Origin of the sequence: Salinicoccus halitifaciens, from assembly GCF_021026095.1 — a bacterium.
Lineage (GTDB): Bacteria > Bacillota > Bacilli > Staphylococcales > Salinicoccaceae > Lacicoccus > Lacicoccus halitifaciens.
On sequence record NZ_JAJNCU010000001.1, the window covers coordinates 78262 to 93351 of the forward strand.

Here is a 15090-nt window from a genome sequence, read left to right on the forward strand (position 1 = left end):
TTTCTAAAATAGGTAATGAAAGTAGAGGGTAATATGGGGGCTAAAAAAAGATATTTTCTCTTCGTTTCTGTTGATTCTTTAATCGTGACGTTTTCGATATTCATCAGTTATTACATCCTTGTTCCTTTCTTCTCGGAGTACTCACTGTTTGTACTCGGAGCGACGGCGGCAATCATACTGCTCAGCCATCACATCTTCGCCTACATCTTCAACCTTTACCACAGGGCATGGGAGTTTGCGAGTGTCAGGGAGCTCACGTCGATCACACTCTCTGTGACGGCGACGATGGCCACGACGGCCGTGATGATATATCTGCTGTTCGATATGACATTCTTCAGGCTGATGCTCATCACATGGATGATGCATCTGATCCTGATCGGCGGCTCAAGGATGACATGGCGGGTCATGAATCATCATCTGAATGGCAGAAGGTCCAATGGCGCAAAGATGGTCAGGACACTGGTCGTGGGTGCCGGAAAAGGGGGAACCCTGCTGATCAGGCAGATGCTTGATAATCCGAGGATGGGCTTGAGTCCTGTGGTGATCGTGGATGATGATAAGACGAAAAGGAATATGGAATTAAGCGGCATCAAGGTGGAAGGTGACAGGAACGATATCAGACATCTGGTCGATAAGTACGATATACAGAAAATCGTCATTGCGATCCCGTCACTCAGCAAGAAGGAGCTGAAAGATATCCACGACCTCGTGAACATCGAAGATGTGGAATTGATGACGATGCCGAGCATAGAAGATGTAATGGTCGGAAAGCTTGAAGTGAACATGCTGAAGCATGTGGAAGTCGAGGACCTGCTCGGGCGTGAACCTGTGGAGCTGGACATGGAAGGCATTGAGGAGCAGGTGACGGGCAAGACGATTCTGGTGACAGGTGCCGGGGGGAGCATCGGGTCGGAGATCGTCAGGCAGATTTCCCGGTTCAAACCAAGTCGTATACTTCTGCTCGGACACGGGGAGAACAGCATCTACATGATCCTCGAAGAAGTGCTGGACCGGAAGGATGAAGACATCAGCTATATACCGGTCATCGCCGATGTACAGAACCGTAAGCGCATCTTTGAAGTATTCGAGAAATACCAGCCGGATATGGTGTACCATGCGGCGGCGCATAAACATGTGCCGATGATGGAGTACAACCCGGTCGAGGCCATCAAAAATAACATCATCGGAACGAAGAACACGGCCGAAGCGGCCTGCCACTACAAGGCTAAAAAGTTTGTGATGATATCAACGGACAAAGCGGTCAATCCACCGAACGTCATGGGGGCGACGAAACGGGTTGCGGAGATGATCGTCCAGGCACTCGACAAGGACTGTGAAGATACGACTCTCGTCGCAGTCAGATTCGGCAATGTACTCGGAAGCAACGGCTCGGTCGTGCCGAAGTTCAAACGCCAGATAGAAGAAGGCGGGCCGATCACCGTCACCGATCCGAGGATGACACGGTACTTCATGACGATTCCCGAGGCATCACGGCTTGTCATCCAGGCGAGCACACTCGCCGAAGGGGGCGAGGTATTCGTCCTCGATATGGGCGAACCTGTGAAGATCGTCGATCTCGCCAAAAATATGATACGTCTCAGCGGCTTCAATGAAGAAGACATCGGAATCGAATTCGTCGGTGTGAGGCCCGGTGAGAAACTGTATGAGGAACTTCTCAACCCGGAGGAGATTCATCCTGAACAAGTATATGAAAAAATATACCGGGGTAGGGTATCTGAGTCTTCATTGAAGGTCATTGAAGAGAAAATAAAAGTCTTTTTGGCCATGAATGAAAATGAAGTGAAGGAAATGCTCATCAACTTTGTCGGCCGGGAAGACACTGGAAAAGAGATGGAGCAGAAACGTGCAGTCTAGAATGATGAATATCGTCGGGACGATTTTCATAGCGCTCAACCAGTGGCTGCAGGTCATACTGATCACGCGCCTGCTTGGACTCTATGAAGTGGGGCTGTATTCCTACTTCCTGGCCTTGACCGCCCCGCTCGTATTATTCGCCCGATTTTCGCTGTCAAGGCTCGTCCCGACACAGACTAAACTGAGCTACGACTATGCCATATTCAGGCAGTTCCGTGACATCACGAATTACGGGTTCATAGTGACGGCAGTGGCGGCGATGATCTTCATCGACCTGAACTTCTATGAAAGTATGTGTTTGTTCGTCTTCATACTTTTCAAGTATTACGAGAACAAGGAAGAATTCATCTACACGGAGAATATTTCAGAGTCCAGGATTTCATTTCTTGCATCATCAAAGATCTACAAAAGTATTCTTACGATGATACTCTTTACAATTGCGATCGTCATATTCGATTCACTGCTGATGGCGATGGTGAGCCTCTTCATATCACAGGTGCTCATCTACTACTTCTACGGATTGAAGTTCACTTACTCACCGGGGAAACCGGTGGTCAGGCTGAATTCCGGCGATTTCAAAAAAATCTTCGCTCTCGGAATCGGGCTTTCACTTGTGGAAGTGCTCGCCTCACTGGTGTCGAATGTGCCAAGATACATGCTCGAATACTTCCATAGTGTTGAAATTCTAGGTATTTTTGCAACGATCATGTACTTCGCACTGATCACGAATAACATCGTCTTTGCACTGAATGAAGGATTCATCGCAGGGCTTGCACAGCAGGCAAGGCAGAACATCAGATTATTCTATAAATCATTCTTTAAAATATGCGGAGTATTTCTGGGGCTGATTGCAGTCGGGGAAGTCGTACTCATCCTCTTCGGCAATGACATACTGGTTCTCGTGTACGGTGAAGAATTCATGGGCTATCAGCTTGAGATGCTGCTGCTCGGCGTCCTGTTATTCTTCGTCGTCTACACTAAACTTTTTGAAATGGCACTCAACGTGCTGAATCTCTACACACCCCAGGTTGTCATGCAGACGATCACTTTCATCGCAACAATCGTGCTGTCTGCAGCAGTGATCATACCGTACGGCCTGCCGGGGGCGTTCATTGTCACAATAAGCACATATGGGCTGTTGATGCTGGGTCAGATGGTGATCCTGCTGCATCACTGGAAATATAAAGTCAGTATTTAGGAGGGGGTGAGGTATGGTCATCATATGGCTCGCCGCATCATTATATATCATCGTCAGCTTTTTGTTTCAGCATTACATCCCGGATACTCAATATATGACGTTTTCATTCATCATTTTCACAGTAATCGTCTTGTTCTTCACACTTTTGATCAATCACACGAAATTTGCGGCCATCATCTATACGAGTTTCATCATCAGGCTGATGATGATGATGATAGACTTCAGGCCGGGTGAGAAAATCATCCCTCACAGTGGTGTGGATACGGAGGATTACCATGAGGCTGCACTCAAGATCAGTCTCAATCCTTCACTGGTGGAAACCGACATCTATGGCGGATTTTATTCGAAATTTCTGGGGCTGCTCTTCCATGTATACGGGGACGACCGGCTGTTTGCACAATTCCTGAACATCATCATCGCTGTCACGGCACTCCTGATCATGATCAAGATCTTCAAGATGCTCGATATTTCTGAAAAAGTCCAGTGGTATCTGGTGTTATTGATGGCATTCTTTCCGCACTCGCTGATTTTCTCGAGCATATTGATGCGGGAGTCATTGATTTCAATCACCATCGTGCTGTCATTATATTTCTTCACCCGCTGGTATAAAAACAGGGAACGGTCGAGTGCGCTGCTCAGTGTGATCTTCGTACTGCTCGGGGCATCCTTCCATACGGCAGTCATGGGGATACTGCTCGGCTATCTGTTCGGCTTCATCTTCTACCGGCACAATACAAAAAGTTTCAAGTTTTCATTGGAATCACTCGTGCCGTTCGGTCTTTTTGCACTCACTCTGACTTATATGCTGTCCTTTCCGAACCTGATCGAGGAGCTGCCGATATTCAACAAGGTGGACCAGGTGTTCAATAAGGATGTCGGCCTGTACAAAACGGTGGCTTCCGCAAGCGGCGGCTCGGCCTACCTCACAGGACTCGAAGTGAACAACCTGTCCCAGCTGCTGATGTATTCACCGATCAAGTTCATCTATTTCATCGCATCACCGATGCCGTGGAATATCGGGAGCTTGAATGAGCTGATTGCGTTCCTGTTCGACGGTGTCTTCTATGTCATCGCCCTTGTGGTGTTCATCAAAAATTTCCACATCATAAAGAAAAGGCCGATCCTTGGAATACTTCTGATCAGCGTCATGGTCGGCTGGTTCGTATTCGGACTTGCGATTTCCAATGCAGGGACCGGGCTCAGGCACCGCTTCAAATTCTTTTACATCATCGTCGTCATCCTCGGCGTCATCTGGGATTATCGATGGAGAAGGTGAAGTATGTATAACAGGAGAATCGGGGGGAGGGGCTTTTGGAAATCTTCGAAGGGCACCAGCGGACAGACGGAAGAAGTCATGCCAATCATCGCTGGTGTCTACCCCATAGTCGCTAAGCTTAATATTTACAGCGTATTGGACATCACAGTCGCTGCATCCGCAAAATGTTTGAAAGCACCCGGAGTGGCATCACTATTCCACTATGAATGAACTGGTGTTCATGCCGGGCAGGGGGGATGGTAGGAAAGGGTTATATGAATCACGGTTGAGTGGCATCGGAAATCACAATATCGGCGTATCAAGGGAAGCAGGGGAGCTTAAATCCGGATATCAGTCTTTATGGAACTGTGATTTCTGAAAGCGCCACCGTGATGGGAAGGAACAAGGGTAAGGGAGTACGGAGCAAAAAGGAGTAAACGAAAGATTAAAATGCTTTAAGGGGAAAGGGGCTTATCATATGGTTTCAAACAGGGTGTTTCTATCGTCTCCGCATATGGGAGGCAATGAAGAGAAATATGTCAGTGATGCATTCGAGAAGAACTGGATTGCGCCGCTTGGGGAAAACGTCGATGAATTCGAAAATCAGATCAGGCAGTATACAGGGGCGAACGCTGCCTGTGCAGTATCCAGCGGCACCGGTGCGATACATCTTGCACTGGATGTGCTGAATGTCGGGAGAGGGGACGTTGTGTTCTGTTCATCGCTCACTTTTGTGGCGAGCGCGAATCCAATCCTCTACATGGGTGCAACACCGGTATTTATCGATTCCGAGATGGACAGCTGGAATATGTCGCCGAATCTGCTGGAGAAGGCCATGAGATATTACAGGATGAAGGGGAAACTGCCAAAGGCGGTCATCGTGGTGAATCTTTACGGCCAGTCGGCAAGGATGGACCGCATCATGGAGATATGCGACCGGTACGGCGTGCCGGTGATCGAGGACGCAGCGGAGTCGCTCGGCGCGGAATATCAGGGACAGCCAAGCGGGACGTTTGGGAAAATCGGCGTATTTTCCTTCAACGGCAATAAAATCATCACGACTTCCGGAGGCGGGATGATGATTTCTGACGATGAGCTGATCATCAAGAAAGCGCTGAAAAAAGCGACACAGTCGAAAGAAGCCGCAGAGCATTACCAGCACAATGAAGTCGGCTACAACTACCGTCTGAGCAATATCAGCGCGGGCATCGGCCGGGGTCAGATGGAAGTGCTCGACGATCGGATCGCCAAGAAGCGGGCGATTTTCGAACAGTATGTGGATGGTTTCGGTGATGTCAGTGCGGTGGATTTCATGCCTGAAATCGAAGGTTCCTTCCATACGAGATGGCTGTCGACCATGCTGATAGACCCGGCCAAGTCATCGGTCACCCCGAGCCGCATCATAAAATATCTGGCGCAGGAAAACATTGAAGCACGCCCTGTATGGAAACCGCTGCATATGCAGCCATTATTTGAAACGTGCCCTTATTTCAGGGGGGAACAGGACAACGCCAAATATCTTTTTGAACATGGTTTATGCCTCCCTTCCGATACGAAGATGACGGAAGAGGAGATCAACAGAGTCATCACTCTGGTCAGGGATCTGCTGCCGATTCACAGAATCATAGCATAAAAATCAGGATGGTATTAAGGGAGAGGTGTCATATAATGACTCAGAACAGTATGGGAGCTTATAAGGGGACGTTCGGGGAAAGGACTCTTGACCCTGAATCACTTGAAACGACTTACACCGGTAAGGAGAGCGGCAGCAACAGAATCAGAGTGACGAGGTTCAAAAGGGAAGCAGTACAGAAGGTGTCGGAAACCGCTGCAGCGCAGGCAGCGGTCAAGGGAACGGTCAGCCCGGTGATCGACAGGCAGGCTGCGGATCGGGATATCCGTCCTGCGGCCAAAAAGAATATGGACATCTACTTTACGAAGGACTATGTCAAAGTCAATGAGCTCATTGAAAACGGGGAAGGCAAGTTCTTCGAGATCAAAAGCAAATACGGTCATGTGACCCACAGTGCAATCAAAAGGGAAATCCATACCACATTGGATGGCGTGAAATATTACGATCTGATTTCACCCTATGGATACGGTGGTCCGGTAATCCATGAATCCACGAATAAGGAAAAACTGATTTCTGAATTTGAGGATTGCTTCAGCATTTACTGTGCCAACAATAATATCGTTTCGGAGTTCATCAGGTTCCATCCGATATTCCAGAACCAGGAGGATTTCAGCGGTATCTACGATACCATGTACTTAAGGCAGACGGTCGGTACAGACTTCAAAAGATTTGAGGACACTTTCCAGAATGAATTTTCAAGGACGGCCAGGACCAAAATCAGGAAACGGCTCAGGGACGACCGGTTTTCTTTCCATATCGACAGAGGGTTTAAAAATGTCGAATCTTTCATCGACATCTATAATTTGACGATGGAACGCCATAATGCGACACAGTTCTATTATTTCAGCAGGGAGTATTTCCACGCATTGAAGGACAGGTTCGGGGAGGACCTGCTGACGATCAGTGTCAAATTCGAAGATAAGGTCATTGCGATGGGACTTTATATGCTCTCGGGTGACGTCATTCATGATCATCTGAACGGGACGGATCCGGATTATCTGGAGCATTCACCCGCCTATCTTCTGAAGTATGCTTCGATGAAATGGGGCGTTGAAAACGGCTACTCGCTGATCCATTACGGCGGGGGTGTTTCCAATGCCGAAGATGATCCGGTACTGCATTTCAAGAGGCGTTTCAGCAAGCATACGGAATTCAAATTCCACATCGGGAAGAAAATATGGAACCAGGAAGTATACAATGCCTTATGTGACAAAAGGGGATTGGACAAAAATAGAGAATACTTCCCGGCATACCGGTGAAAAAGCTGAACGGCAGCATGAAGTTCAGGTTCCTGGTGATCGGAATCTGCTTAATCCTGCTTCTGAGTGTGGTTGTCGTCATCGAAAGCTTCGAACACGGTGAGACGGATGAGCCGGTGCCTGCCGATGTGATCATCATGCTCGGCGGGGACGACCGGGGCCGGCTGCAGAAGGCTGCTGAATTATATCATGCAGGTTATGCAGATTATGTGATGATCTCACCGCTCAGCGATGAATATTATTCCCAGAGCCGGGAATTTGCCAATACGCTCGGCATCCCGGATCATGCGATCATCGCAGAGACCGAAGCCACCAGTACTTATACGAATGCTGTCCTGAGTCTTGAGATGATGGAGAAACTTGGATTCGAAAATGCGCTCGTCGTGACGAGCGACTTTCATTTAAAACGATCGAGGCTGGCTTTTGACCGCGTAAATGACGACCGTTTTGATTTGACTTATGTCGCTGCCTTAAGTGAAGACGGTGAGAAATGGCACGAAAGGTCATATGCGAGACTGCTGTGGGCCACTGAATTTTACAGGATGTGGGGTTACAGGCTGGGATTGTATAAAGTGCTGGATCTCCCCGATGATTGATTTGTGCGTTGTATTTATAAAAGAAGTGGGTGAGGGAGATGATTTCCTATCAGGCAATGAACATTCATCTAAATAAGATCGTATTGCCGAAGACCGTCTCACATATCCTTGAATCGAAGTTTGATTTCACGGATTTGGAGCTGGAATTCATCAATGGGGCTAATCAGTTTTTGAAGGAATATGCAGGTATTGAAAGTTATAAAGTGAAGATGGTCTACTGCCTTGGCACATGCCTGTTCAATTTCACGCGGGTGGGGCTTTATTTTCTGCTGGAAGATGAAGTGCTGACTATCAGCACTTCGAACTTGAAGAATATGAACGGTGAGGAACCCGACTGGCGGGTCATGCATTTTCCCTTCAGGGTAATTGAAGAACTCGATCTTGAAATGGTTGAAAACCTCAATGATCATAAATATGAGGCGGGTATATTATATGTAACGGTCATCAATGATAAAGGCGTCAATCGCACGCATGTGCTGCATAACATCAATCCGGAGCACATCCACTGCTTCAGGGATTTTTACACGAATATCATGGAAAATAAAAGGATCAGGGGAGCTTGAATATAAATGATTTTACATGTTTATCCACGGCGTTTCAAAGGAATTTGAATGGTGAGGTGATAGGCATGGAAAGAGAAATGGTGAAAAAAGAGGTCGAAAGGATTCTTGATGCGCCGAGGGTAGGCATCATGTCCACCGCCTATGGCAATAAACCCCACAGCCGTTATGTAACATTTTATAATGACGGGAGGAACCTCTATACCGAGGTTACAGCGGAATCCGTCGACACCGATGAAATCAGGGACAACAACTTGAGCTACATCATCCTCGGCTATGACGAGGAGGCGGATTCAAGTTATGTCGAAATGCTTGCGAGGACGGAAGTCGTGATGGACCAGCCGACGGTAGACTGGCTGTGGGATCAGCAGGAGCATCATGATATCGAGGAATTGGAAAGTCAGGTGATGGTGGTGCTGAAATTCATCCCGAAAGAGATCAAGCTGATGAACGCAAACGATGAAATCGATGTGCCGGAAGTGCTTGATTTTGCGGGATGATTGAAGAGATGATTCTTCCTGAGGAAGAGGCATCTCTTTTTTATGCCGGAAAGAATTGCAAACGGCCCTGAAAAGATATAGTTTTAAAGTATTACATAAAATGAAAGTGGTGTGCATATGCAGGCTGTCAAACAACCTCAGAAACTCCGGGATAACATTCTCCTCGTCATCGGCATCATAGCGGTGGCTGCAATGCTCCGTGCACCGCTGACGGCGGTCGGGCCGGTGATCGGCGACATCCGGGAAGATTTGCTGATTTCAAATACTGTGGCGGGTCTGCTCACCACGATTCCGCTGCTCACTTTTGCGGCGGTATCCCCGTTCGTCTCAAAAGCCGTTGAGAAGTTCACGATGCCAGTCACGATATTCTATGCGATCATTTTGCTGATTGCTTCATTATATATACGGACTTTGGGCACGCTTGAATGGTTCCTGATCGGCACTGTCCTGCTTGGTGTCGCCATCAGCGTCGGCAATGTGACGCTGCCGAGCTATGCGAAATGGAAGTTTCCGCTTCAGATGGGCTTTATCACAGCTATCTACAGTTCCACGATGAACCTCACTGCAGGACTCGGCAGCGGATTCAGTGTACCCCTTGCAGAAATCGGCGGGGGCTATGGGCTGTCGCTCACGATATGGATCGCGTTCGGCGTTGTGGCGCTCATCGTCTGGATCCCCCAGTTGAGGGGTGCTGGGGAGATGCGTTCGGCGGCACGGAAGGTGGAGCGTGCGCCGGGAAGGAAGATTCACCAGTCGAAGATGGCCTGGGCGATTGCGGTTATGTTCGCCCTCCAATCGACGACATTTTACACTAACGCTGCATGGCTGCCGTCCATTTTGATGGAGAAGGGGATGTCGGCTGAAACTGCCGGATATCTCTTCATGTTTTGCCAGTTCGCCCAGCTGCCGATGACGTTTTTATTCCCAATACTTGCAAGCCGGGTGGACAACCAGCGGACGATTGTGTTTGCAATCACAGGACTATTCCTGACCGGTTACCTTTTGCTGTTTGCACAGTCGTTTGGCATTCTCGTCATCAGTATGATTTTCATCGGCTTCGGTACAGGGGCCGCATTCAGTACATGCATGCTTTTATTTTCATTGAAGGCACGGACGGATTCCGGGAGTATCTCACTTTCCGGCTTCGGCCAGTCGATCGGCTACCTGCTTGCAGCCATCGGGCCGTTCCTGATGGGGTATTTATATGATGCCACCGGAACATGGACGCCGGCGCTGTCCTCTTATCTCATCATCGTCGCGTTGTTCTGTGCGGCAGGTGTGATTGCGACGAGGGAATTTTATATAGAAGATGAGCTGGAGGATAAGGTGTAGGGTGGAGATGCTTGATGCCTGCTCTATCGGAGTCTCGATCGCAGGACGAGGTGGTATTGGCGGCTTAACGGAGTCTCGATTGCAGAACGAGGTGGTAATAGCGGCTTAACGGAGTTTCGTTCGCAGAACGAGGTGGTGTTGGCATTGAAGAGGATCAATCAGGAGACGCTTTTCCAGTGAGGGAGGGCGTTTTTTATTAAATTCAGCTGATAGGGCTGGTCGTTATCACTGTGCCGAGGCTCGAGATGCGAGGTTTATTTTATTAATTAATATACTTAATATTCAGTAAATTAAATCATCCCGCACAGGGTATAGGAATATAAACAGTCAGGGAAAATTGTGTGTATTCGAATACCTTCAAGGGGATGATGGATTTGAAGAAAGAGAGAAGGACGCCATCAATCTGGTACTCCGTTTTTGTGATGATTATGGTTATCGTTCTGATTATGGGCGGTGTGATTGTGTTCGATGCATCCATCGAACTGATGCTGCTGATCACTTTGATGACCACAATGCCGTTTGTATTATATTTGGGTTTTACCTTTAAAGAACTGGAGCAGGCGATGCTGTCGATGATGGCAAAAGCGCTGCTGCCGTCTATGATTATTCTCGTTGTTGGAGCTATGATCGGTGCATGGCTGATATCGGGCACTGTGCCGACATTGATTTATTACGGCATCCAGTCGATTTCACCGGGCTACTTTTTTGCTACGGCTTTGATCTTCTGTACAATCGTCTCAGTTTCTACGGGGACTTCCTGGGGGACGATGGGGACGGCGGGTGTGGCTTTGATGGGAATCAGCCACGGTCTCGGTCTGCCTCCCGGCATGTCCGCAGGTGCAATCATCAGCGGCGCATACTTCGGGGATAAAATATCGCCGCTGTCCGACAGTACGAACCTTGCTGCAGCAATAATGGAAGCGGACTTGATGGACCACGTCAAACATATGCTGTGGACGACGATGCCCGCCTATATACTGACGCTCATCGTCTTCGTCGTACTCGGCCTGAATTATGGGGGACAAGAAGGCGGGAGCCTTTCAAATATAGAAGTGATGACCGATTTCCTTTCCTCACATTTTAATTTGGGACTTGTAACTTTGATTCCTTTGGCTGTCGTCCTGCTGCTGCTCATTTTGAAGAAGCCACCGGTCACTTCCATCTTCATTGGTGCAGCGCTCGGTGGACTGGTCGCGATCTTTTATCAGGGGGCTGGTATTACAGAAACGCTCGGCACGATATATGACGGATACGCAGTGGACTCCGGCATTGAAGCGGTCGACTCATTATTGACGCAGGGCGGCATCACCAGCATGTTCAACCTTCTGGCATTGTTCCTGTTCGCTTTGGGGCTCGGCGGTCTGCTTCAGGAATCCGGCATACTGCAGAAATTCCTGGATACATTCTTCAGCCGTGTCAATTCGGTGAAGACTCTGGTGCCGACTTCCATGGTGGCAAGTTACATCGGTACCGCGATTTTAGGTACAGCCAGTGCATCGATTGCACTGGTCGGGACGATGCTGAAGCCGTTATACAGGGAACAACGGCTGAAACCGCAAAACTTATCCAGGCTGATGGAGGACACCTCCACCCAGGGCGCGGTCGCAATTCCCTGGAACGGCAATGCGATATTTGCAGCGGCAGCACTCGGGGTGGCACCGCTGACTTTTCTGCCATTCCTGTTCCTCGCATTCTTCACTCCAATCTTCACTCTGTTGTACGGACTGACTGGTTTTACAATGATCAAGATGGATAAGGAAGATGATGAAGTACAAGAGGATTATCAGATTTAGGATTTAAAGACGCTTTTCCGGTGAGGGAAGGCGTTTTTTATTGGAATTGGCAGTTGTTGGTATATTCCAATCTTTCCGTGCTATGATGATATTTGAGAAAACAACTTGAAAGATCGGTGTAGGAACATGAAGAAAAGAATCATTATTATAGTAGGAATTATTCTGGTACTTGCAGTCGTATCCATTGCCGAGAGTTTCAACCATGACAGAAGTGATGCACCGGAAGAGGCGGATGTGATCCTGATGCTCGGCGGCGGTGACGGAGGCAGGATGATGAAAGCGGCAGAATTGTATCATGAAGGGTACTCCGATTATGTCGTCATTTCACCGGCATTGGATGAATATTATACGCAGTCCGTGCAGTTTGCCCTGGATCTTGGCATACCGGAAAGTGCAATCATCGAAGAATTGGTTGCGACGAGTACATACACCAATGCGACAGAGACGATGGATATTATGGAGGCACGAGATTTTCAAAGTGCGCTGGTGGTGACGAGTGATTATCATTTGAAGCGGTCGAAGTTGATTTATGACCGCGTGAACAGTAATGATTATGATAATAAGTTCGATTTTACATATGTCGCTGCACTTAGTATGGATGGAGACCCTTGGTATGAACTGAGTTATTCGGCCAACATCTGGTTCAGGGAGTATGTGAAGCTATGGGGATACCGGCTGGGGCTGTATCATTTCATAGATATTCCGGATGACGGTGATGCTCAAGTTTAGTCTGCAGGAACTCGTGGAGAGTACGAATGCCTGTTAAACTCCCTGCAGGAACTCGTGGAGTGGACGAGTGCCTATTAAACTTCCTGCAGGAACTCGTGGGGCGGACGAGTGCCTATTAAACTTCCTGCAGGAACTCGTGAACTGCACGAATACCTGTTAACCACAAAAAAGACCCTGGAATGGCCGCGCCATTCCAGGGTCGATCTATTTCATGCAGTTTTAAGTGAACAGTGCTTTGACTTCAAGGTAGTCTTCAACACCGTATAAGCCGTTTTCACGTCCGAGGCCGGACTGTTTGTAGCCGCCGAATGGGGCTTTTGGTGAACGGTCGCCGCCGTTGACGAAGACGTTGCCGGTGCGGAGTTGTTTTGCGACTTTGAGTGCCGTATCGAAGTCTGGTCCGGTGACTGCTCCGGATAAGCCGTATACGGTATCGTTCGCAATCTCGATCGCTTCTTCCTCATCTTCATACGGGATGACAGTGAGGACGGGTCCGAAGATCTCCTCCTGTGCGATGGTCATATCGTTCTTCGCATTCGTGAAGACGGTCGGCTCGACATAGTAGCCTTTCCTGTCGACTTTGCCGCCGCCGACGAGGACTTCCGCGCCTTCTTCCTTGCCTTTTTCTATATAATCCAGCACAGTTTCCATCTGGTTCTTGTCGACGAGCGGACCGATGTCGGTGTCATAGTCGGTCGGGTCGCCGATTTTCACATCTTTATAGTATTCCTTGATTCTTTCATTCACTTCATCGAGCTGGTCTTTCGGTACGAGCAGGCGTGTAAGTGCAGAACAGCTCTGTCCCTGGTTGTTGATGACGGTCTTCGCCGCCTGGTCGATCGCCTGGTCCAGGTCGCCGCCTTTCAGATAGACGAGCGGTGATTTTCCGCCGAGTTCAAGCACGAGCTTCTTGATGTTCGTACCGGCGTTTTCATACATTTTCATACCGACCGGGGTCGATCCTGTAAATGAAACGACGGATACATCTTCATGCTTCGTCAAATAGTCGCCGAGGTCGCCGCCGCTTCCGGTCACCATGTTGAATACGCCGTCCGGCAGTCCGATCTCATCTATGATTTCAGTGAGGATCATGGCGGTGAGCGGTGTCAGGCTCGCCGGCTTCACGACGACGGTGTTGCCTGCAAGGAGCGCCGGTGTGATTTTCCTCTGAATCTGGTTCAGCGGGTAGTTCCACGGCGTAATGCACGCAACGACACCGAAACCTTCCTTCTGGAGGATCGTGCCGTCTTCCATTTCCTCTTCGAACTTCAGCTTATCGAAATCATCCAAAGTGGCTTCCATCTCTTTCAGTGACAAAGGCACCTGGCCTTCCTCCGAAAACGTCTGCGAGTTGCCGAGTTCTGCGACCATCGTATCAGCGAGTTCCTGCTTCCTCGCTTCGATGCCGTCCTTTATCTTTCTGACGTACTCTGCACGTTCTTTTGGAGATGTTTTATTCCATGCAGGGAATGCCTTTTTGGCTGCGGCCACCGCTTTATCCACATCATTATGGCTGCCTTTCGGAACTTTTGCGATGATTTCCTCCGTCGCGGGATTCTCCACTTCGCTGTATTCGCCTGAGTCGGAATCCTGCCACTTGCCGTCGTAGTAAATTTGATACTCTTTCACAAAAATCTCCTCCTGAATATATGTTGAGTCGTAAATTCCGCTTGTTCTTAATCTACCCTTCACGCAGATTTAAAAAACATGACAGGATGCATATTCCATTTCTTTACAGGGTACAGTATAGAAAGTTTCCAGTTACATAATAAAGGTCACGAAAGAAGGGGTTGCCATGATCCAGTATAAAGTGTTGAACGAGTATCTCGACAACATCAATCTGCCGAAGACGATCGAAGAGGTGCTGTCACATAAGTATGAGCTGGAGGGGAAGGAATATGACTTCATGAATAGTGCGAACCAGTACCTTAAAGTTCATGAGAACTATGAGACATACAGAGGGAAGGATGCCCACTGCATGGGGACATGCCTCACCGACTTCACACGCGTCGGCATCTATTTCCTTCTGGAGGATGAGATCGTGACGGTCAATACCTCGACGCTGAACAAGTCCGACTTCAAATGGGAAGTCTTCCATTTTCCGTTCTCCGAAGTGGATGACCTTGAACTCCTCGTGATCGAGGGGATGACAGATCAGAACTATGAAGCGGGCATACTGTATTTCAAAGTCCAAAACGACAAAGGGGCACGTCGCACGCATGTGCTCAGGAATGTCAATCCAAGGCATTTCTACTGCTTCGAAAAATTTTACGACAATATAAAGAACAGCAGGAAAATTTCCGGTTCCTAATGATTTCATGCATATTATCTGTAAATTCGGGTAGAGTGGAAGACCAAGC

14 protein-coding genes are annotated in these 15090 nt (G+C 48.5%); 13 read left to right on the forward strand and 1 reads right to left on the reverse strand.

Features of this window, described 5'->3' with window-relative positions; genetic code table 11:
* The first annotated feature begins 33 nt into the window (after positions 1–33).
* From LPW40_RS00365 to LPW40_RS00420, 12 genes are all read left to right on the forward strand, one after another.
* Positions 34–1875 (forward strand): polysaccharide biosynthesis protein, encoded by a 1842-nt coding sequence (locus LPW40_RS00365; RefSeq protein WP_230821035.1) that lies wholly within the window; start codon positions 34–36, stop codon positions 1873–1875.
* Positions 1865–3073, forward strand: a complete 1209-nt coding sequence (locus LPW40_RS00370) for a lipopolysaccharide biosynthesis protein (protein WP_230820270.1) — start codon at positions 1865–1867, stop codon at positions 3071–3073. The genes LPW40_RS00365 and LPW40_RS00370 overlap by 11 nt, the downstream gene beginning before the upstream one ends.
* Before the next feature lie 13 nt (positions 3074–3086).
* On the forward strand, positions 3087–4349 hold the full coding sequence (locus tag LPW40_RS00375; RefSeq protein ID WP_230820271.1) for a hypothetical protein: 1263 nt from the start codon (positions 3087–3089) through the stop codon (positions 4347–4349).
* A gap of 3 nt (positions 4350–4352) precedes the next feature.
* Positions 4353–4559, forward strand: a complete 207-nt coding sequence (locus tag LPW40_RS00380; protein ID WP_230820272.1) for a hypothetical protein — start codon at positions 4353–4355, stop codon at positions 4557–4559.
* A gap of 247 nt (positions 4560–4806) precedes the next feature.
* The gene (locus LPW40_RS00385; protein WP_230820274.1) at positions 4807–5961 is read left to right on the forward strand and encodes a DegT/DnrJ/EryC1/StrS family aminotransferase; all 1155 of its coding nucleotides are present in this window, start codon (positions 4807–4809) and stop codon (positions 5959–5961) included.
* Between the two features lie 35 nt (positions 5962–5996).
* The gene (locus LPW40_RS00390) at positions 5997–7220 is read left to right on the forward strand and encodes a GNAT family N-acetyltransferase (RefSeq protein WP_230820276.1); all 1224 of its coding nucleotides are present in this window, start codon (positions 5997–5999) and stop codon (positions 7218–7220) included.
* The gene (locus tag LPW40_RS00395) at positions 7217–7816 is read left to right on the forward strand and encodes a YdcF family protein (RefSeq protein WP_230820278.1); all 600 of its coding nucleotides are present in this window, start codon (positions 7217–7219) and stop codon (positions 7814–7816) included. Before LPW40_RS00390 ends, LPW40_RS00395 begins: the two co-directional genes overlap by 4 nt.
* A gap of 56 nt (positions 7817–7872) precedes the next feature.
* On the forward strand, positions 7873–8379 hold the full coding sequence (locus LPW40_RS00400; RefSeq protein ID WP_230820279.1) for a hypothetical protein: 507 nt from the start codon (positions 7873–7875) through the stop codon (positions 8377–8379).
* Between the two features lie 65 nt (positions 8380–8444).
* Positions 8445–8876, forward strand: coding sequence for a pyridoxamine 5'-phosphate oxidase family protein (locus LPW40_RS00405; protein WP_230820280.1), 432 nt, complete (start codon positions 8445–8447; stop codon positions 8874–8876).
* A gap of 117 nt (positions 8877–8993) precedes the next feature.
* Positions 8994–10208, forward strand: coding sequence for a CynX/NimT family MFS transporter (locus tag LPW40_RS00410; RefSeq protein WP_230820281.1), 1215 nt, complete (start codon positions 8994–8996; stop codon positions 10206–10208).
* 374 nt (positions 10209–10582) lie between these two features.
* Positions 10583–12001, forward strand: coding sequence for a Na+/H+ antiporter NhaC (nhaC, locus tag LPW40_RS00415; RefSeq protein ID WP_230820282.1), 1419 nt, complete (start codon positions 10583–10585; stop codon positions 11999–12001).
* A gap of 126 nt (positions 12002–12127) precedes the next feature.
* Positions 12128–12730, forward strand: coding sequence for a YdcF family protein (locus LPW40_RS00420; RefSeq protein ID WP_230820283.1), 603 nt, complete (start codon positions 12128–12130; stop codon positions 12728–12730).
* A 219-nt stretch (positions 12731–12949) separates the two neighbouring features.
* On the opposite strand, the gene LPW40_RS00425 is transcribed toward LPW40_RS00420, so the two are convergent.
* The gene (locus LPW40_RS00425) at positions 12950–14359 is read right to left on the reverse strand and encodes an aldehyde dehydrogenase family protein (RefSeq protein ID WP_230820284.1); all 1410 of its coding nucleotides are present in this window, start codon (positions 14357–14359) and stop codon (positions 12950–12952) included.
* A gap of 166 nt (positions 14360–14525) precedes the next feature.
* Between LPW40_RS00425 and LPW40_RS00430 the strand changes: the two genes are divergently transcribed.
* On the forward strand, positions 14526–15041 hold the full coding sequence (locus LPW40_RS00430) for a hypothetical protein (RefSeq protein WP_230820285.1): 516 nt from the start codon (positions 14526–14528) through the stop codon (positions 15039–15041).
* Positions 15042–15090: the final 49 nt, after the last annotated feature.